Annotated in this window: 19 protein-coding genes; 7 read left to right on the forward strand and 12 right to left on the reverse strand. The window is 48.8% G+C overall.

Features of this window, described 5'->3' with window-relative positions; translation table 11 throughout:
- Nucleotides 1-36: 36 nt before the first annotated feature.
- The 3 genes from ACKKE8_RS26055 to ACKKE8_RS26065 all read right to left on the reverse strand — a co-directional run bounded on the left by ACKKE8_RS26055 (nucleotide 37) and on the right by ACKKE8_RS26065 (nucleotide 2,804).
- On the reverse strand, nucleotides 37-1,278 hold the full coding sequence (locus ACKKE8_RS26055) for a DUF4073 domain-containing protein (RefSeq protein WP_409175570.1): 1,242 nt from the start codon (nucleotides 1,276-1,278) through the stop codon (nucleotides 37-39).
- Nucleotides 1,279-1,628: 350 nt separating this feature from the next.
- A complete protein-coding gene (locus ACKKE8_RS26060) occupies nucleotides 1,629-2,258 on the reverse strand; it encodes a helix-turn-helix transcriptional regulator (RefSeq protein ID WP_409179200.1) in 630 nt (209 codons plus the stop codon).
- A 111-nt stretch (nucleotides 2,259-2,369) separates the two neighbouring features.
- Nucleotides 2,370-2,804: a DUF86 domain-containing protein gene (locus ACKKE8_RS26065; protein WP_409175571.1), complete on the reverse strand. Its 435-nt coding sequence runs from the start codon at nucleotides 2,802-2,804 to the stop codon at nucleotides 2,370-2,372.
- Between the two features lie 242 nt (nucleotides 2,805-3,046).
- On the opposite strand from ACKKE8_RS26065, the gene glpX reads away from it, so the two are divergent.
- The 3 genes from glpX (at nucleotide 3,047) to ACKKE8_RS26080 (ending at nucleotide 4,967) form a co-directional block, all read left to right on the forward strand.
- Nucleotides 3,047-4,021, forward strand: a complete 975-nt coding sequence (gene glpX, locus ACKKE8_RS26070) for a class II fructose-bisphosphatase (protein ID WP_409175572.1) — start codon at nucleotides 3,047-3,049, stop codon at nucleotides 4,019-4,021.
- 12 nt (nucleotides 4,022-4,033) lie between these two features.
- Nucleotides 4,034-4,303 (forward strand): DUF3055 domain-containing protein, encoded by a 270-nt coding sequence (locus ACKKE8_RS26075; RefSeq protein ID WP_088909252.1) that lies wholly within the window; start codon nucleotides 4,034-4,036, stop codon nucleotides 4,301-4,303.
- Nucleotides 4,304-4,442: 139 nt separating this feature from the next.
- Nucleotides 4,443-4,967, forward strand: a complete 525-nt coding sequence (locus ACKKE8_RS26080; protein ID WP_409175573.1) for a hypothetical protein — start codon at nucleotides 4,443-4,445, stop codon at nucleotides 4,965-4,967.
- Here the strand turns inward: ACKKE8_RS26080 and ACKKE8_RS26085 are convergent.
- The gene (locus ACKKE8_RS26085) at nucleotides 4,964-5,629 is read right to left on the reverse strand and encodes a YutD family protein (RefSeq protein ID WP_409175574.1); all 666 of its coding nucleotides are present in this window, start codon (nucleotides 5,627-5,629) and stop codon (nucleotides 4,964-4,966) included. The two genes, ACKKE8_RS26080 and ACKKE8_RS26085, sit on opposite strands and share 4 nt — an antisense overlap.
- Nucleotides 5,630-5,708: 79 nt before the next feature.
- Here ACKKE8_RS26085 and ACKKE8_RS26090 point away from each other — a divergent pair, with 79 nt between their 5' ends.
- Nucleotides 5,709-6,659: a YhcN/YlaJ family sporulation lipoprotein gene (locus ACKKE8_RS26090; protein WP_409175575.1), complete on the forward strand. Its 951-nt coding sequence runs from the start codon at nucleotides 5,709-5,711 to the stop codon at nucleotides 6,657-6,659.
- Nucleotides 6,660-6,730: 71 nt separating this feature from the next.
- Here ACKKE8_RS26090 and lipA read toward each other — a convergent pair whose 3' ends face one another.
- From lipA to ACKKE8_RS26110, 4 genes are all read right to left on the reverse strand, one after another.
- Complete coding sequence (gene lipA, locus ACKKE8_RS26095; RefSeq protein ID WP_047073014.1) at nucleotides 6,731-7,633, reverse strand: lipoyl synthase; 903 nt, start codon at nucleotides 7,631-7,633, stop codon at nucleotides 6,731-6,733.
- Between the two features lie 101 nt (nucleotides 7,634-7,734).
- On the reverse strand, nucleotides 7,735-9,930 hold the full coding sequence (locus ACKKE8_RS26100; RefSeq protein ID WP_409175576.1) for an ATP-binding protein: 2,196 nt from the start codon (nucleotides 9,928-9,930) through the stop codon (nucleotides 7,735-7,737).
- Nucleotides 9,927-11,054 carry an exonuclease SbcCD subunit D gene (locus ACKKE8_RS26105; RefSeq protein ID WP_409175577.1) on the reverse strand — a complete coding sequence of 376 codons (1,128 nt, stop codon included), beginning with the start codon at nucleotides 11,052-11,054 and terminating at the stop codon, nucleotides 9,927-9,929. Before ACKKE8_RS26105 ends, ACKKE8_RS26100 begins: the two co-directional genes overlap by 4 nt.
- Before the next feature lie 136 nt (nucleotides 11,055-11,190).
- Entirely contained in the window at nucleotides 11,191-11,742 is a 552-nt protein-coding gene (locus ACKKE8_RS26110) for a DJ-1/PfpI family protein (RefSeq protein WP_409175578.1), read from the reverse strand.
- Nucleotides 11,743-11,941: 199 nt separating this feature from the next.
- On the opposite strand from ACKKE8_RS26110, the gene ACKKE8_RS26115 reads away from it, so the two are divergent.
- From ACKKE8_RS26115 to ACKKE8_RS26125, 3 genes are all read left to right on the forward strand, one after another.
- The gene (locus ACKKE8_RS26115; protein ID WP_409175579.1) at nucleotides 11,942-12,949 is read left to right on the forward strand and encodes a M23 family metallopeptidase; all 1,008 of its coding nucleotides are present in this window, start codon (nucleotides 11,942-11,944) and stop codon (nucleotides 12,947-12,949) included.
- Nucleotides 12,950-13,055: 106 nt separating this feature from the next.
- A complete protein-coding gene (locus ACKKE8_RS26120) occupies nucleotides 13,056-13,682 on the forward strand; it encodes a TetR/AcrR family transcriptional regulator (protein ID WP_409175580.1) in 627 nt (208 codons plus the stop codon).
- Nucleotides 13,683-13,685: 3 nt separating this feature from the next.
- Nucleotides 13,686-15,218 carry an aldehyde dehydrogenase family protein gene (locus ACKKE8_RS26125; protein WP_409175581.1) on the forward strand — a complete coding sequence of 511 codons (1,533 nt, stop codon included), beginning with the start codon at nucleotides 13,686-13,688 and terminating at the stop codon, nucleotides 15,216-15,218.
- Nucleotides 15,219-15,240: 22 nt separating this feature from the next.
- Here ACKKE8_RS26125 and ACKKE8_RS26130 read toward each other — a convergent pair whose 3' ends face one another.
- From ACKKE8_RS26130 to ribE, 4 genes are all read right to left on the reverse strand, one after another.
- Entirely contained in the window at nucleotides 15,241-16,362 is a 1,122-nt protein-coding gene (locus ACKKE8_RS26130; protein ID WP_409175582.1) for a Ger(x)C family spore germination protein, read from the reverse strand.
- Nucleotides 16,359-17,447 (reverse strand): GerAB/ArcD/ProY family transporter, encoded by a 1,089-nt coding sequence (locus ACKKE8_RS26135; protein WP_409175583.1) that lies wholly within the window; start codon nucleotides 17,445-17,447, stop codon nucleotides 16,359-16,361. Before ACKKE8_RS26135 ends, ACKKE8_RS26130 begins: the two co-directional genes overlap by 4 nt.
- A gap of 4 nt (nucleotides 17,448-17,451) precedes the next feature.
- Nucleotides 17,452-18,954 carry a spore germination protein gene (locus tag ACKKE8_RS26140; RefSeq protein ID WP_409175584.1) on the reverse strand — a complete coding sequence of 501 codons (1,503 nt, stop codon included), beginning with the start codon at nucleotides 18,952-18,954 and terminating at the stop codon, nucleotides 17,452-17,454.
- A 123-nt stretch (nucleotides 18,955-19,077) separates the two neighbouring features.
- Entirely contained in the window at nucleotides 19,078-19,542 is a 465-nt protein-coding gene (gene ribE / locus ACKKE8_RS26145; RefSeq protein WP_015893048.1) for a 6,7-dimethyl-8-ribityllumazine synthase, read from the reverse strand.
- Between the last annotated feature and the right edge of the window lie 10 nt (nucleotides 19,543-19,552).

The raw sequence follows: 19,552 nt of genomic DNA on the forward strand, positions 1-19,552 counted from the left end.
TCGCATTGCCACGATTCTGTCCAGCCGTCAGTCCCGTTATTTTTTGAATTTGACCATAATTGGCTTGCCGTCTTCCAGGTTCATTTCCCCTTTATGACGAACAAACACGACCTGGTTTCCTGCAAATGTCGGTGGATTTTCGGGATCAAAATCCTGCCAGTTTTTTTGCTTGCCAACTGCGTACTCCATGTATTGCGTCGCGTTGACAAGCTCATTATTATCATCATCTGCCTGTACATCCGGCGGCAACTGCTCGATTTTTCCATTACGGATACCGAGCTTTTTAATTACTTTGTCGTGTTGGTAGTCATACGCTTGGATGACGACATCATTACCGTACACTTGCAAGCGCAGCCCTTGCTTGAAATCCCCTCCATCCGGCGTGACTTTTTCGCCCCCGTCTGGACCGGCTGACATCCATCCCGTTTCAATGCCAGCCGTGTTTACGACAGTAAAGCCGCGTTTGTCTCCGCCTTTGACTTTCTTTTTGCCTGCCCAGTCCGGCAGGTTCAGATCCCAATGGGTGTGGCTCGTGAAGAAAACAACTTGCGGATAGTCTTTCAAGATGTCAAGGAGCTCGTCCACATTAAGGTAATCGTTCAAGTATGGATTTTGTCTGGAGCCGGAGATACTATCCGGGAGCACATGGTGGGAGAATACAAAAATGGGCTTATTCTTGTCCTTCTTGCTGTAATGCTTCAGATTATCTTTCAGCCAATCCAGTTGCTCGTCGCTCATGTATACTTCATCCCACAATTTTGGATCGTGGTATTTCATGTACTTTTCTGTGCCGAGGAAAAGGAAGGGATATCCTTTGATTTCTTTTTGGTGATAAACTTTGTCTTCTCCGCTGAATTGGTAAAAGTTATCGAACAACTCTTCTTCCGTTGTGCCGTTTGGCCATGAACTTTGTGCAAGCGTTTGGGGATTCTTCCACTTCGGCACATAAAACTCATGATTACCGATGCTGTACCAAACGTTTTCAGGGTGAGGATTTTTATCGAGCACATCTTGAACGGCTTGATATTCAAAATCGTAGCCGCGAGGAGTAATATCGCCGTTAATGATCAGTGCTTCGGACTTTGGATTTTCCTTATCGATGTCTTGCAAAACGTGATCAAAATCTCGGAGGTCTCCTTGGATGTCACTGATCACGTCAAATGTCATCGTCATCTTTTTCCCAGAAAATTTGTCACTTGCATGTGCGGAATCAACGACTGGCAGGATTCCACCCAACAAGATGGCAGAAGCAGCTATACCTGATACCATTTTTTTCATTACGGATCTCTCCTCATTTGTTTTTCGTAACGACGCCCATCCGATTCACCAATTAGTATCCCGATATCATTCCGGCTTTCTGTTGTTTTCCTGTGTGTTTTGTTGTTTTTTACACCATAAATAGTAGATGTCCAACATAAAGAAAACGTTAAAACAACATTAAGATTGCTAGAATGGAGCAAAAAGGTACTTAATGCCCGCCTGCTTATAGAAAAAAAGGCACAGGACCCTAACCGAATCCTGTGCCTGCATCGTTCTTATAAGGAACGATAAGGAAATGTCATCAAGGAAATCTTGTAAACAAAAGAAAAAAATCCACCCGATTCGAGTGGACTTTCGTTATAGCAACTTTATTTCGCTTCCTTGATGTGAAACACGCATTTGTCTCCGCCTTTTGCCATGCATGTGGTTTGCTCGACATTGGCGTTCAAGACCCGACGGAACAAGGAGAGCTCACAGCTACACGCTTGGTTGAATTCACGAGCTACTTGCGAGATTGGGCAATTGAACTCCTGAATCCGATAGCCGTCTCCATTTTCGTCCTTTTCCCATTCCACCATGTAGCCTTTATCGTTTTGCAGCTCGGCTAGCTTGGCTACACGATTTTCCAAGTCACCTTGCATGTGGGAGCGATAAGTCTCCTCCAAGCGATTCTCGCGGCGTCTAAATAGCATTTCTATTTTGGACAAACCGTCGATTTCCTTTATGTCTTGTAAAAAATCTAATGTCAAATGAGAATAATTGCGCGGGAACAGTTCATCTGCTTCCTGCGACAATGAATAAACATTCGTTGGGCGTCCCATCGCTTGGCGAACAAGCGTAGACTTGATCAAATTATCTCTCTCCAGGGTGTTCAAATGACGTCGTACCGCCATTTCAGTAATCCCTAGATCGACGGCCATGTCGCTGACAGGGAGTGAACCTTTGACCTTGAGCATGTGCAGGATTTGATCACGAGTGGACGTTCCTTCGTTTGTCATACGTATCACCGTCCTTTCCCCCTATTGTAGTGGATGAAGACGTTTTAGTAAACAAACGAAAGTCTTTTGTATAAAATATCCGCTACGTTGGTGTTGGATTGAAAACATTTTTTAAAACAGTTCTTTTTTCAGGAAAGCTCTCACCTGTGGCTCAAACTGACGAATGGTACCCGCAGCTTCTTCTACCAGGCTGTACATCTCAGTGACCGGCACACTTGTATAATCAATGACCAGATGCTTGCGGAAATCAGTTACACGTGTCAGGATCAAAGCCTGTTCATCCGTGATGACTTGCTCATCCCGCAAAATTTCCACGATGTCGCTGTAGCTTCCTGGATCTCGCATAATGAATCCGTCGATCAACGCGTTTCCGACATCCACTATTCCTTCGATAGACAAGTGCAGGGCTCGCTCCATCGCTGCAACAGCTACTTCATCTGCCAAAACCGCTTTGGCTCCTCGTTCGCTGAGCTTGTCCAACAGATCAAGCATACGAGACATATGTTCCAATACTTGGTCGATTCGTTTTGTATTCACGTCGTACATATATTTCTCCTTACTTTCGCTTTTTTGATTTGCGTTTTGAGTAGTAAACGGTAAACACAAATGTTAGCACCAGGACGAGAAGCACCAATTCCCCTTCCTGCAAATAGGAATTGCTCACCGGTTTCACCTCTTTTCATCCCTCAGTATACCAAATTTGTACGACCTGTCACGAATCCCGTATCACTTTATGATACAATGATGGGGTGAATTTTTGCCGGCAAGCATAAGGGGAGGAACACACTGTGGAACGCGAATTGGCTCTGGAAATTGTGCGGGTAACGGAAATGGCTGCACTCGCCTCTTCTCACTGGATGGGACGCGGGAAAAAGAATGAAGCAGATGGAGCAGCGACCAGCGCCATGCGCGCCATGTTTGATACGATCAACATGAGGGGTACCGTCGTCATTGGCGAAGGTGAACTGGATGAGGCCCCCATGCTCTATATCGGTGAAAAGCTCGGTAACTCGGAAGCAGGCGGGCCTGAGGTAGATGTGGCGGTTGATCCGCTAGAAGGAACGACGATTGTCGCCAAGGGTCACAACAATGCCATGTCTGTCATCGCCATCGGCGACCGTGGAACACTGTTGCATGCACCAGACATGTACATGATGAAAATGGCCGTCGGCAAACGTGCTGCCGGACAAATCAACCTTTACGATCCTGTGGATAAAATGATAGAGGTTGTAGCAAAAGCAAACAACAAGCGCGTGCAAGATGTGACGGTCATTATTCAGGAACGCGACCGCCACCAGGCGATTATTGACGCCATTCGTGAAAAGGGTGCGCGAGTGAAGCTTTTTGGAGATGGCGATGTGGGTGCTGCGATTGCTGCTTGTCTGCCGCATACAGGAATTGACCTGTTCTTAGGTATTGGTGGTGCCCCAGAGGGCGTGATCAGTGCCGCGGCGATCAAGTGCCTGGGTGGCGACATGCAAGCCCAGCTCAAGCCGCAAAACGACATCGAGCGTGAGCGCTGCATCAAAATGGGGCTCGACAATCCGGAGCAGCTCTTGACGCTGAACGATCTCGTCAAAGGGGATGACGCCATTTTTGCGGCAACAGGCGTCTCTGATGGAGAGCTGTTGCAAGGCGTGCGCTATCTCGGTGATGATATGGTGGAAACTCATTCAATCGTCATGCGTGCCAAAACCAAAACCATTCGCTTTGTCCGCGCTGTACACAATACCGAACACAAACCAAATCTTTTATGGAAGTAGAGGGACACCTATATGGCAAATGATTTGTTCTACTTGTACGACGAAGCTGAGGATACTCGAACGCGCTTTGTCAGCTTCACGGGCGAAGCTACCCGCTTTGACCTCGCGATTACGACGACTACCCGTTTTTATGGGAAGGCGATTGTCATCAACATTCAAAATGGCCGCTCCGCTATTATTGGACATGATGATCTGGAAGAAGAAGGCTATCTGGAATTCGCGTTCAACTTGAACGAGCGTGAAGCAGAAGAATTGAAAGCATTTTTGGAAGCAGCTATTTAATTCACCAAAGGAAGAGCGATTGCGGGCTCTTCCTTTTTTTATTTGTAGCCCCCGCCCATTTCCTGCTGGACAATGCTCCTTACAGGCGAATGCCTCGTATACTGCTACTGCACAGATGCACAGACAGATACCGAGAGGAGTGCGAATCGCAACATGCAACCTTATCCATACGACCAAAGCTCATACGACCAAAGCTCATACGACCAAAACCAATACGATCAAACTCAATATGCTCAAAACGAATACGCTCAAAACCAATTTGTTCCTGCACAATATGACCAGTCACCTTATTACTCAGCAGACCAGGATTATCAATACATTCCAGAAGATCAGGCACATCCAGTCTTTTTCCGGAGAAGACGCGGTCCTGAGGTCGTTGTCGTCCCACAGCCATATCCTTGGTGGGGATGCAGTACTTGCTGGCCTGGTTATTGGCCCACATGGGGTTGGCCTGGTTGGGGACCCGGTTTCGGTGGACCCGGTGGTTTCGGTGGACCCGGTGGTTTTGGTGGACCCGGTGGTTTCGGTGGACCCGGCGGTTTCGGTGGACCCGGTGGTTTTTGAACCCCTGGTGGTTTTGGCGGCGGTTATTAGATCGAAAAACGAAAAGAGCCCTGACATACAGGGCTCTTTTTATGCTTCGGTTATTCTGATTCGTTTTTAGGAATCACGCTTTGGTGTATTTGGTCCTGTTGGGACTTTATCTCGTTCGCGATTGGGTTTCAATTGATTGGGACGGCGCTCTCGCGAGTTGGCATCCTTGCCGTTTTTATCGGGTCGATCCTTTTGAAACTTTGGCTTCTCCCCGCGTTCGTTTCTCCCTGCTCCATTGCGTTCAGCACCAGCATTGTTCTGGCGATCCTGTTTATTTTGACGCGGGTGATAGCGTCTGCGTTCTTTTCGTTCTACATAGGGCGAAGAGCCACCCTCTTCACGCGGAATGTCATGACGAATATCAATGATGACATCAAAGGCAGCTTCGTCTTGCCCGCTTTGGTCGTCACCGTTGCCGACGTTTGCTTTTACCTTGCGCAAAACGAAGTACGGACAACCAAAATTGCAGAACTCATGCAGGTACTCATCCAAAGCGGCGATCCGCTGCTCGAACGGTACTTTGCGATTAGCGTCAGTATAAAACCCACGAAGACGAAGTTGACCATAGCCCCAGTCCCCTACAATATAATCGTACTTGTCGAGGATGTCGCTATAGCGCTCCTTGAACGCTTCAAGGTTCCAGCCGTCTCGATTTACTTCCATGACTTCATAAGTACCGGCTTGCGTGCGAATCAAACTCGCTTCCTCCTTACGCATGTATACTATGTCCATCTTATCATATTTCACGCAACATGAGCTAAAATTCCCACGATAACTGCCGTGTGCCTTTGGACATTCTATCGTGTAGGGGGTGTTACCATTGAAAAAGACATGGTTGTATTCTGCAATTGCAGGTATTGTGCTCTTGGCTTCTGGTTGTAACAACAACGCAGCACCCAATTACACGCATCCAAACAGGACGATGACGAATCAAGCCGCACCGTACACCAGAAACTTTGATGGAATGCACGTCCGTAACTACGATGGCATGGGCTTGAATAACTTTGACTGGTTCAATGCCGACAACAATAACGGTGTACGTTCCAACAATTTTGGCGGTGGTCAGGCCCGGAATGGAATGGGGCTTACCAACAACGATGGAATCAACAATGGCATGTTCCCAAATGGTACCTATCCACGAGCAAATGTCAACAACTACAACGCCTTCACGAGCGGTATGAGACCGTATAATGCCTTTACGGATCATAAAGCAGGGATGGGCACGATGGGTACTAACAACACGCCAGCAGGTATGAACCAGTCCATTTATCAAAATCAGGCCTGGAACCGTGGCGGTGCAGGTGTCATGCAAACCGGAATGCAGCGAATGGGCTATGCACAGACTGACCGTCAGCATATGCGAACCGCCGGTGTAACCAACGTCTATGTAGATCGTAACACATTGGCACAGGCTGTCGGGAATGTCACTGCGAGCTGCCCTGGCGTTCAACGGTCTACCGTCTTGGTAACGGATCGAGAAATTTTTGTGGGGCTGAACACACAAGGAGCAGATGCACGTACAGCGAAAAAACAGGCAAAAATGAATGCAGAATCGGTATCACCACGCTATTACAGAGTGTATGTAACCGATAATCCAAATGATATCCAGGAAATCGCTCGTGTCGCCAGCCGCTCCAGCAATGTGAGTACAGCGCGTACAGAAGATGCGAATAGCATTGATACGCTAGTCAAGCGTATGGGTGGAACACCCCAGCCTATGAAGACGACTCACAAAGCTCATACAGGTACAACCGGTCGCTAAAGCCCTCTCCCCCATGTATTTGAAAAACCCCCTCTTTTCCGCTCGTGTAGGGCGGCTGAGGGGGTTACTTATTATTGCGCTTTCGGCATGGATTCTTTCGCAATCGTTTCCTTCGCAGCACTCGCCTGCTCATGAGCATGATACGAGCTGCGCACTAATGGCCCTGACTCCACGTGACTAAAGCCACGCTTCATGCCTTCATCCTTCAAGCGAGCGAATTCATCTGGATGGTAGAACTTTTCTACCTTCAAATGCTTCTTAGTCGGTTGCAAATACTGACCAATCGTCATGATGTTGACGTCGACAGAACGCAGATCATCCATCGTTTCGATGATTTCCTCCATCGTCTCGCCTACACCAATCATCAGACTGGACTTGGTCGGAATGCTCGGCTGGAATTCCTTCGCCTTTTTCAACAGTTCCAGCGTCCGATCGTATTTGGCTCTTGCCCGTACACGATCTGACATTCGGCGAACTGCCTCAATGTTGTGATTTAATACGTCAGGCTTTGCGTCCATGACCACTTTTAACGCATCCCAGTTCCCCATAAAATCGGGAATCAATACTTCTACGGAGGCAAACGGCAGTCGACGACGAATTGCACGAATCGTATCGGCAAAAATCTGTGCGCCTCCATCTGCCAAATCATCACGAGCAACGGAAGTAACAACGACATGCTTCAAACGCATTTGTTCTGCTGCTTCTGCTACACGTTCTGGTTCAGCTGTATCCAGCTCCGTCGGTAGTCCAGTTTTTACTGCACAAAACCGACAGGCACGGGTACATATATCACCCAAAATCATGAAAGTTGCTGTACCGCTTGCCCAGCATTCATGAATGTTGGGGCATTTTGCTTCTTCACAAACGGTATGTAGCGTCTTCGTGCGCATGGTTTGCTTAAGCTCTTTAAAGCTGGCTAGTTCTGATCCTGAAACAAGGTTGATCTTGAGCCACTCCGGCTTGCGTTGCGTCATAGGGCTCACTCCTCATGTGACATCATGGTACAAGACAATAACAATCTCCATTATAGAGGTTGGATTTCGGAGGGGCAACCTCTTTCCTCCCCCGGAAACAATTACCCGATTCGATGCACGGCATGACGGTTCCCTTGACGAAGCAATGGCGCAAGCATGCGCAGCTCTCGTTCATGACAGGTGAAAAGAAACACTTGCTGTTCTTGTGCCAGCATCGCTACATAATCAAGCGTTCGACGCAGGCGCTCTTCATCGTAATGGACAAAATGATCATCGAAAAACAGCGGCAATGGCTCCGACTGCTTAGCATGATGCACCAATGCCAAACGCTGGGCAAGGTATAGCTGATCGATAGTCCCCGTGGAACATTGATCCTGTTCGAGCACCATTTGTTTGGTCGGTTCCAGCAAACGGACGGCAAATCCGTCACGGGGATCGAGTCTGACATCCCGATACGCTCCCCCTGTAATATGCGCGATGATCTCCGAAGCCTGCTGATTCACAGCAGGGGTGCTATCCCGCCGCCATTCCCCTACTGCCTCCTGGAGCATTTCCCGAGCCAACTGGAGGGCATCTCGCTTATTTTGCAACTGACGAAGTGCTGCCTGTGCTTCCTCCAGCTCATCCGTCGCGCGAGATAATGACAGGCTCTCGTGAACTGCCATCTCCCCATTTCCTCTGGCCATTTGTTCCCGCAGCTCCTGCAGTCTCTCCTCAATCTCCACCATCTCGATGCGCAATTTGCCTTGCTCGATCTCAAGCGCGTTTTTTTCCTGTTCAAGCAAGGTCCGAAGTGCCTCCCCCCAGCTTGCAGACAGATCGGCCTCCTGCTTCGTTTTCGCCATCTCCGATAGAAGCTGCTCAGATTGTTGCTTTCGTGTGCTTTTCAGTAGCTCTTCCCGTCTTTCCAAAAATGTATCCCAATTACTCGCCCCCCATCTCTGAACGAGTGCAGCGAGTTCAGCATCGAGTGAAGCGATCTCTTCTTGTACCCTTTGACTTTCCTGTACTGTATCATTATCTGCTGTTTGTTTAGCTCCGCCCTTACTCCCTTTTACTCGCAGCAAGAAAACCCCAAAGCCGAACAGCAACAAAGCGGCAGTCACAGAAATTCCTCCCACAAGGGGATGTCCACTCGCAAAGCCGATTAACCCGAGAACAGACAGTATCCCTGCGCCGCCCCACATGAGTGCAGCTCCCCGCTTCCTTTTCGCGTGATTGCCTTGGCGGTTGCTGCGTGATGCTGTACTTCGCGGACTTGTAGAAAGGGCGGATACAGCCAATGTCGCCAAACGAATATGTAATACTTCTCGCTGTTTGAGCAATTGTGCGCCTTTTTCATAATCCTGCTGTAAGGGTATGAGCTGGTCATCACTCTGTTGTACGGCAACCGTCGACATGTTTACCTGAGTGAGACCACGTCTTGCCTCCTCGTGAATAGCCAACTCGGCTTCAGAGCGAGCTGTTTGCTCCCACCACGCCCAGTCTTGTTGACTGACAGGAGCATGGCTTCGTTGCCAGCCTTCCTGCAACGCTTTCGCGTGTCCGGTTGAGCGATCCAGACGCTGCTGCAATCGGCTGCGCCGCAATTCTAATTGCTGACATTCTTCTGTGGCTTCCGCTATTTGCAGCGTCAGTTGGCTGATCGTTCGCCACGCTGCTTTTGCGTTTTCCTTCTCCTGTTCTTTTTGCGCCACCTTCGTTGCGGCTTTTCCCAAAAGTGTATTTTCGGCCCGTTCTTTTTTGCCGATGACCGCAACCTCCCGATCCAGCTCGGTCAAAATTTGTTGGACAGCCGGATTGGCTTCTTCCGCAGTCGTAAAAGTCGGAATCAAATGCTCAGCCGCCTGAAGTGGTTCCCTCCTGATCCATGTCAAATCCGTAAATAGACTGCGTGTAAGGCCCGTATGCTTTTCGATAAAATTCCGTTCCTTGCGCCTGTCTTCCAAATAAAGCTCAGTCAACTCCGTCCATTCAGGGTCCAAAAAGAGGCGCGCCTCCTCCCGCTCCTTCGTCAACTGACGATGCAGGCGATAGATTTTACCCGCTAATTGGTACGTAATGATCGTTTCATACGAGCCATTCTGCCACGGACGGTATTTTTCATATTCAGGCAAGTATCGAGCCGATTTGACGTAATCGCGCTTCATTCCATACAAGGCAGCGAAAATGCCTTGTAGGATGGTTGATTTTCCTGACTCATTGGGGGCATAAAACAGATTGATGCCTGGAGCAAAACGAAAGGTAGCATCCTGCCATTTTCCAAAGCTCCCTAGCACTAGCTCCTCCATTTTCATCGAATGGTCCCTCCAATCCGCGCCAAAGCCTCTTGCTTGGCTAACCTGACGATTTCTCGCTCGTCCTCATTTTGTGCACGGGACTCCGCCTCTGCCAGCTTAGAAAGCCATCTCCCCCAGACGCCACCCTCTGCGATCAGCTTGTCCTCATCCACATCAGGCCAGGTCCGGTCTGTCAGCTGCAGCAGAAAAAACCGAGAAAATCGCTGTTGAAGCACGGTCAATGGAGGCTGAAAATGCCCAGCACGTTCTCCTGTCAGCGTGATGTACATCATATCAGAATCCTTTTCCTCTGCGAGCTGCTGCTCCATCTGATCAATGAGCTGCTCAGTCGTTTCGACTCCATTCCCTTTGATCTCCAGCTTTCTAATTTTGCGTGACTGGACAGGAATCGCCGCGAGCTGCAATCTGCCATCATGATCCAGCTCTCCATACAAAACATTTCGTTCTCCTGCTTCCTTGCTCGTCAATCCTTCTGGAGAGCCGGGATAAGCTGCGAACGGTTGTTTTTTGACGGGATGCATGAATTGCTCTGGCTTGTGAATATGTCCCATCGCAACATAGTCCATGTCAGTCTGTACGAGCTGCTGCAAGGTTACAGGCGCATACGGATGATGCTCTTCGTCTCCTGAATTGGAAAGCACACTGGCATGCAGAACCATCAGATGATGGGCATATCCTTCCAATTTGCCTGGAAACGTCTCGAGTGGCGACTCGTATACATGTGGCTGCCCGAAGCCCCAGCCGTAGATCACACACGACTTTTCGGGGAATTCATACACACCCCACTCGGGTGTAAACCAGTAGACGTTCCCTGGCCATTCCAATGTTTGATAAAACGAATCCGCTCGCCACGGGTCATGATTGCCAGGTGCGATTACGACAGGGATTGGTGCGATGCTGGCAAAAAGATCACGTAAAAACATCGCAGTTGATCGTCTTCCCCCGTGGTATTCCAACAAATCTCCGGCAATGAGCCAGAAGTCTGCTTCCTTTTCCCGAACGAGGTCACGGATTCTTTTCATCGTTTGACGAAAATCATCCTGACGCAGCTCGTAACGCTCCCCCAACATTTGAAGCGGCGCATCCAGATGGACATCCGCTGTATGAATAAATGACAACACGATCAATTCCACTCCTCACATGAAACAGACGAACATACTTTCCCTTTATGATACAGAGGAAAAGGCTGGATGAAAAGCATCTGTCAGAACGAAAAAACTTCCGCCAGCAATGACGGAAGTTTGAAGGATTTGGTTTTTACTTGAGCAAATGGAGGAATTCACGCATGAAGCCTGGCAAGTCTGGCCATGCATGTCCGGAAACAAGATTGCCATCGACATGGAGTGTTTCTGTTTGGTAGATCGCTCCGCACGCTTCTACATCGGGTCTGCATGCTTGGTAAGCTGTGATTTCACGGCCGGCTAAGTGTTCGCGAACGATGGTCAATACTTGGGAACCATGGCAGATGACTGCGACTGGCTTGTTCGTCTCGAAAAAATGTGCCACAATCGGCTTCAAGTGCTCATTGAGCCTGATATGCTCAGGTGCTCGTCCACCCGGAATAATCAAGGCGTCAAACGCCTCAGGATTAATGTCTGAGAATGCAACATGGGCGGGAAGCTGATAAGCTGGCTTTTCTGTGTAAGTTTCACTGTGTGCTTCGAAATCATGGCAAACGGTGTGCAGGGTTTTCACGCTGGGTGCTGCAATGACCGTTTCATACCCTTCTTCCAAGCAGCGGTAATACGGATAGAAAACCTCCAGTGCCTCTACAGCGTCGCCTGTTACAATCAACACTTTTTTGCTCATCACACAGCCTCCTCATGACGATTTTTAAGGAATACACTCCTCCTGATTTCAATTCTTTGACTGTACGTTGTGCTCCTGCCTCTTTTACCGCAAATTTACAAAACTTTCCTCGACAAAAAGCTTTCCAAAAGTATCTTGGATAATCCACTCCAACTGGCAGAAACTACAACAAAAGACTACGAGGCTGGAGGGAGACGGCATGCGAGTTTTCCGCCTAATCATTCAGATCAGCTTGTGCGTGGTTGCAGCTATTTCGCCATTAGAATCCGTCGCCGGAATCGCTCCGTCCGCCAATGAGCAAGACCCGGTTCTTCAAAAGCGCTTGCAGCTTTTTTTGCGCTTGGAATCAATGTACGGAATTCCATGGAATTATTTAGCAGCCATTGATCAATACGAGCGAACCATGAAAATACGCAGGAAGAAGCAGGAGCAAGAAAACGTCTCGCGGTTAACAGCCGTGGACATTCCAAGCGATCGTTGGGCAGGTGCGTTAAATCCTGATGCGGAGGATACCAATCCGGTATCCATCCAGTTTTTTGACGGAATTGGGATGGACGGGGATGGCGATGGGCTTGCGGATCGGCAAAACGATCTCGATGCACTCACTACCTTCATACGCTACCTATCCCAATACGGCTTCTCTCACGAAGATTGGCAAATTGGTCTCTGGTCGTACTACCAGCGGGATCGTTCCGTGAAGACGATCAGGCAGTTCGCTCAGGTGTATGCAAAGTATCAACATCTGGACCTAGATGAGCGGCATTTTCCTATCCCCGCGAGGTACGAATACAGCTACCGCAGTACATGGGGCGCTCCGCGCGGCTGGGGTGGGCGTCGTATCCACGAGGGGACCGATATTTTTGCGAGTCACGGCACCCCTGTACTCAGCACAGCATACGGAGTCATTGAGGTACTCGGCTGGAACAGGTATGGCGGGTGGAGAATCGGGATGCGTGACATGGGCAATGTGTACCATTACTTCGCACATCTGTCCTCGTTTAAAAAGGGCATGAAGCCGGGTGACATCGTGGAGCCGGGTGAAGTCATCGGATATGTCGGCAGCTCAGGTTATGGGAAGCCTGGTACCTCAGGCAAATTCCCTCCCCATTTGCACTACGGTATGTATCGGGAAACAGGTGGCGCAGATTGGTCATTTGATCCTTATCCGTATTTACGACGCTGGGAGCGGCAAAAGAAGCGGCAATGAAGCCGCTTCTTTTTTTATGGGTAGCTCTTTTTATTGACAGACATCTTCCGTAAAAATACAATAAAAACATAAAAACTGGACAGTCGTCCAAAAAAGAGGTGAGAAAGTGACTACCCAGAAAAAAGCCGAAGCAAAACGGGCATTTTTGATTGAGCAAGCGACTGCTTGTCTGGCTGAAAAAGGGTATGCACATGTTTCCTTGCGCGACATTGCCAAGGAATCTGGTGTCTCACTTGGCATTCTGCATTATTACTTTGCAAGCAAAGAAGAGCTTTTACTCGCTGTAATCTCTAGCTACAAAGGACGTTTTATGGAGGAGTTGGAACGCGAAGTGCTCGCAGCTCCATTTGGCGAATGGTCAGCTGCTCTAGCCCGTGTCTTGTGCCGGAGTCTGCATGAGGATCGAAAGCTGCATCGGCTCTGGTATGACTTGCAGGTACAGGCCATGTACGTTCCTGCGTTTGGTGAACAGGTAAAAGTCATTCGATCCCGTTTGCATCAGCTCATCTCTCGTATGCTCGTACGATTGCAGCACGAAGAACAATCTTCATTGACCATCGACGAAGACTCCGCAATCTCACTCATTTACTCCGCAATCGACGGATTCCTTTTTCAATTTTTGCTCGATGAGTTACAGAAGCCGGAAGAAGCGATTGCCCGTTTTGAACAGGCCTTTGCGCATTTGATGCATGCACTCTTCCCTTCTGAATCTTTATCTCCTGAATCGAGGTGAATCATGATGGCAGTCATGTCCATGCAAAATCCCGCCACTGGAGAGCTGCTTGGCTCTTTACAGGAAGCGACTCCAGAACAAGTAGAAGACGCGATGGCACGTGCGCGTCTCGCCTTTCCAGCTTGGTCCACTACATCGTTGGCCGAGCGTCTGGACTATTTGACACGGTTGCGGCACTATTTAGTCGATCACGGCGAAGAAATCGCCCGAAAAATCAGTGAGGCTACCGGAAAAGTTACATTGGAAGCGTACATGACCGAAATTTTTGTCACTGTCGACACAATCCGGTTTTATGAAAAACATGCTTATCAGATGCTGGCTGATCAGCCAGTACCAACCTCTATCGTACTGTGGCCGAAGAAATCGTATATCCACTACAAGCCGATGGGTGTCGTCGCGGTCATCTCTCCGTGGAATTATCCGTTTCAGCTTGCCATCATTCCCGTATTATCTGCCCTCGTAGCAGGCAATACCGTTATTTTAAAACCTTCCGAGGTGACTGCTTCTACCGGACTGCTCATTGAAGAGGTGTTTTCCGCTGTTTCGATGCCGGATGGAGTCGTGACCGTCCTGCATGGGGGACGCGAAGCTGGACAGACGCTGGTAGCTGCGCGCCCAGATAAAATATTTTTCACAGGCTCTGTCGCGACAGGCAAAAAAATTATGGCGGCAGCGTCGCAGCATTTGATCCCGGTAGAACTGGAGCTGGGCGGCAAAGACCCGATGATCGTGTTTGAAGATGCGCATCTGGAACGGGCAGCAAATGGCGCGGTGTGGGGGGCTTTTACGAACTCCGGGCAAGTATGTATGTCTGTTGAACGGCTTTTTGTCCATGAAAAGGTATATCCTGAATTTCTCAAGCTGGTCACCGAAAAGACAAAAGCATTGCGCCAAAGTTATCCGAATCAGGCCGAGGTCGGTTCGATGACGTCTTCCCAACAAATCGGCATTGTCCGTGAGCATGTGAACGAAGCACTGGCTGCGGGCGCGACTGCAGTCACCGGAGGACTCCCTTCCCCTGACAGCATGTATATCGCGCCGACCATTCTCACAAACGTGACATCTGACATGAAAATCATGCGGGAAGAGACCTTTGGTCCGGTGTTGCCCATCATGACTTTTGCCACCGAAGAGGAGGCTGTCCGCCTGGCTAACAGCTCACCATACGGGCTGAATGCCTCGGTATGGTCAGCTGATAAAACAAAAGCGGATCGCATAGCTCGTCAGCTCGACAGCGGCAATGTTTGCATCAACGACGTCATTATCAGCTACGCCAATCCCCATCTTCCTTTTGGCGGGGTCAAACAAAGTGGCATCGGCCGTTATCGCGGACCTTCAGGATTGCAAGCCTTTACGCACAGCATCTCTGTCATCCATGATCCGGGCAAACGCAAGCGTGAGTTCAATTGGTATCCGTATACGAAGGATCAGGAGCTCACCTTCATCGGTTTGACGAACCTCTTGTACGGCAAACTCCAAAATGTAAATCGCCGGACTTTGGGTGCGATCTGGCGCGAATTCAAGCGTCTGTTCTAACACACCGGAATGCTGTTGTTCCTTATTTCAGTGTGCCAAAACCGACTATATCCACATGAACCTTGACGTTGAATTTCGCTTTTTTATAAAGGGCGAGACCCGTTTCGCGTGTCCATTTGCCACCATATTTTTGGCGAATGCTCTCCTCTAGCTGCGCCGGGTCAACCCCTTGCTTTTGAAAACGTACCAGCATATCCACGCTTTCCTTTTTGATTCGTTTCTCAAGCTCCTGAACCATGGTCCGAAATTGAGCCCGCTTCTCCAAATCCTTGCTTCCTGAATAACCCACCAACATCCCTCTTACCCGGAGCTTGATGTCGATGACAGGCTTTTTCAGGCTGCCTTTGCTTCTTACTTTCGTTTTTGCCCGCACAAAATCGAAGACGATCCTTTCCGTTGGTTTTTTCTTCCCCGTCTTCGTCTCGTGCTGGAACTCGAAGCTCATACGCGGCAAGCGTTCTCTTCCCAGAAACCCCTGAACCAGCTTCCCCTCTCGCTGTGAATAAAATCCAATCATCCTGTCTACTCGAAAAAGGGCCGCCTTAATGATCTGAATTTCTCCGTTACTATGGATAAGATAAGGAAGATTGGGGTCCATCGTGTTGCTGGTCATCATAAAAACAAAATCGTGAATGGTCGCAAAAGACGAAAAGGCCGTTTCCACTCTCGGACGGAGCAAGTTGTTCAAATACGTGTTGATTTCCGGCCTGTGGTTATAGGTTCCTTTGATGACATCCTTCGCTTTTCCTTGTACGACAGCAATGTATACATTTTCTCCTACAATCGGATTGCGATAGAGATCAAGGATGACTTTTCCGATCCCTACTTTGCGGGCGTATTCTTCACTGAACAATATCACACGCAATTGCGAGAGGGACATAGTCCTCTCTGCTTTTGTCGCGAGATTCAGCATCGCCTCGCTCGTCATCGAGGCATAAGTCGCGTACACCTGCGTGGATTCCTTATTTTTGGAGGGAACTGGTACGGATACGGTGACATCTATCTTTTCACGATCCACATAATCGAAGCCCATCACCCCAATCATGGCCATGTCTTCCAGTGCCGGCCGTTCGAGTTCGCCTCCACACCCGCAAAGGCTGAGCAAGAGGATAACCGTAGCAATGAACCAGCTCGCCCTCTTCATGATACCCGCTCTCCTCTACCGAACCTCAAGGAATGAAGCAATAACAAAAAAATCGGCCACAAGATCAATCCATAGGCGATATAAACAGTCACCTTGTCATAAATGTAGCGTTGTTTTTCCACAGATAATGGCCCCACAATGAATAGAAACGAAATGATTGTCGGTAAAAGCAGATGCCACAACCTCGTCCTGTCTGCCATTTCTTCAAGACCGGTACGGGCAACCCACAAGTATCCCGTACTCGTGCTGAGAATGAGGAAGACCCAGAGACCAATCCCGAGATTTTCGATCCGCTCCAAAAAAGACAGCTCTACAGCCTTAAACAAATTCAAAATGGGATAAATGAGATTGTCCATTTGCCATTCGGAAAAATAAGCTACGCTTGTGATCAGGATCATGACGTATAGCAAAACAACGATCCATATCCCAATCAGCACATGCTTGTGTGCCTTGTTCTTCTCTTGGATATATGGGTAAAAAAACAGAACCAATTCATACCCAAGCATGCTCGCGTAAGAATTGTGCACAGTTTCAGCTATACTTCGCCAATCTGTATGAAAAAGAGGAAAAATATGCGTGATTCCCCCCTTTTGAAATCCGTACTGCAAAAGAAAAACCATCCAGCCCGTAAAAAAGAAGGTTAACAGGCAAAAACGCGCGATCAATTTGATACCGCCATTTGTAATGTAGACCATGACCAAAGTCAATCCGAGCAACGGCAATGTGGCTGTCTGATTGCTCAGCATGGAGGTTTGCACCAGCCTGACATATCCTTCATTGGCGGTAGATACATTCAGAATGGCGTAGACGATGATCAAGATATTGAAACAGCGTCCCAGCCATTTTCCCAACAGCTTTTCGTGAATCCGAAAAAGATTATCCTCTGGATAGCGACGGCACAAGGCCATCATCGGAATTAACGTTAAGCTGACGATGCATCCCAGCAAAATCGGAGACCACCACAGACTGTAGCCCATTTTGCTCGCATGATGAGCCAGTCCAAGTAAATTAACCCCCACCATCGTATTCATAATCAATCCGATTACCAGGATCGGATTCAGGCTGTGAATTCTCCCTCTATCCATCTCCCTAGTCCTCCCCAACTGGCCGGACATGCTTTTGCTTTGCCCGGGACATGCGGTTGCGATTGACGATAAACCTCAATGGTGCACGTAGGAGACTATTCATCAAATCGGTCCATTGACGCGGAACACCTGGGGCCATGTACGGCGTGCCGAGTGAAGTCAGATTGAGCAAGTGTGCGAACAAAAACGCCAGTGACAGCATCTGGCCGTACATACCCAATACTCCTGCCATCAAGATAAAACCATAGCGAACGAGGCGAATCGCATTACTCATCAAAAAATTGGGTGGCACAAAAGAAAGCAGTGCTGATACAGAAACAAGGACAATCAAGATATTACTGGCTAACCCCGCTTGTACAGAGGCTGTCCCGATCACGATACCGCCAACGATACCGATTGTCTGGCCGATTTTAGTCGGCATGCGTATCCCCGCTTCCCGCAGGATCTCGATGACGAGCTCAATAATGAGCACCTCGATCACGGGCGGAAAAGGCACCCGACTGCGCGATTCAGACAAAATCGTCAGTAAAGCGGGGGGAAGCATTTCCGGATGATACGTCAAGACAGAGACGTAGCTGGAGGTGAGCATAATGGTGATAAATAAACCAAAAAAGCGAATCATCCGCAGCAAGCTTGCCGTTGACCATCGATTGTAAAAATCTTCGGGGCTGCTAAACATCTCCAGAAAGGAAGTTGGACAGATGGCTGCATCCGGACTGCCATTCAGCATGATCACGATTCTGCCGTCCAACAAAGCTGCTACCGTATTGTCTGGCCGACCCGTCAAGCCGAACTGCGGGAACGGAGAGTACGGCTTGTCCTCCAGCATTTGCTTTAAGACGGGCATCCCGACAAATCCATGGTAAATGACGTTGTCGATCCGTTTTTTCACGCGTTCCACATTTTCCGCGTTCGCGATATTGTCCAAATAAATCACAGCTACCTTGTTCTGCGCCTCGGTGCCGATCGTATAGCTCGATATTTTCAGATGGGGCGTAGCCAGTCTTCTCCGGATCAAAGACAAATTGATCTCCAGCATTTCAACAAAGGAGTCTTGCGGTCCAAGGACGGTCGCCTCTGTCTCGGATTTCGTAATGGAACGATGCGGGACCTGAAATGTATTCACATGCAGAATGAGATCCCTTTCCAGGAAAAACAAGATGGTATGACCGCGTAGCAAGTTACTCATCAACGTCTCCATATCGTCAAGAAGACATTCCTGTGCGAAAGGAAGCACCTGCATCGGATCTCTACCATCGGAACGCTGCAACGGAAGAAAGACATTCTCATAAATCTGGGACACATCCACCAGCGTATCGAGAAAAAAAACGTGTACCTCTTCGTCATTCATCTTCAATGACAAGCTGCTGAGGTCATCCACGTTTTGCATGCATTGTTTTACCATATCCGGTGTAATTTGTTCGCTTCGCCGCGCTTGACCCGAACCGATGCGCCGCTTTGCTTGTATGGACTCTACTTGCGCTCTCCACCAATCAGTCGGCTTCACGCTAGATCCCCCCTTTTTTCAGGAAAATCTTTCTTACTTTGACCTGTCCGTGGTGATTTTATCCAAAAAAATAGAAAACGGGAGCCGAAGCCCCCGTTAAAACTCGTTATTCCTATGAATTGGTTAGGCGAACTGTTTAGATAGATTAGCCATTTCTATCGCTGCCGTTGCTGCTTCCCAGCCTTTATTGCCTGCTTTTGTTCCTGCTCGCTCGATAGCTTGCTCGATATTGTCTGTCGTCAAAACACCAAAAATAACGGGAATCCCAGTCGATAGAGATAGGGACGCAACTCCTTTTGCGGTCTCATTGCAGACATAGTCGAAGTGCGGAGTGGAGCCACGAATGACAGCTCCCAAAGTAACAACCGCATCATAGCGACCGGATTCCGCCATTTTTTTAGCGATCAACGGAATTTCAAATGCCCCCGGTACCCAAGCCACGTCTACCTGCTCATCTTCTACGCCATGACGCTTCAGGGCATCGAGAGCCCCTCCGACCAGCTTGCTTACGATCAATTCGTTAAAGCGTCCTGCCACAATCCCGACACGCAAACCTGTTCCAACCAAATGTCCTTCGAATGTTCTCATGCTTATTCCC

The sequence above is a fragment of the Brevibacillus fortis genome, assembly GCF_046196545.1.
Taxonomy (GTDB): domain Bacteria; phylum Bacillota; class Bacilli; order Brevibacillales; family Brevibacillaceae; genus Brevibacillus; species Brevibacillus fortis_A.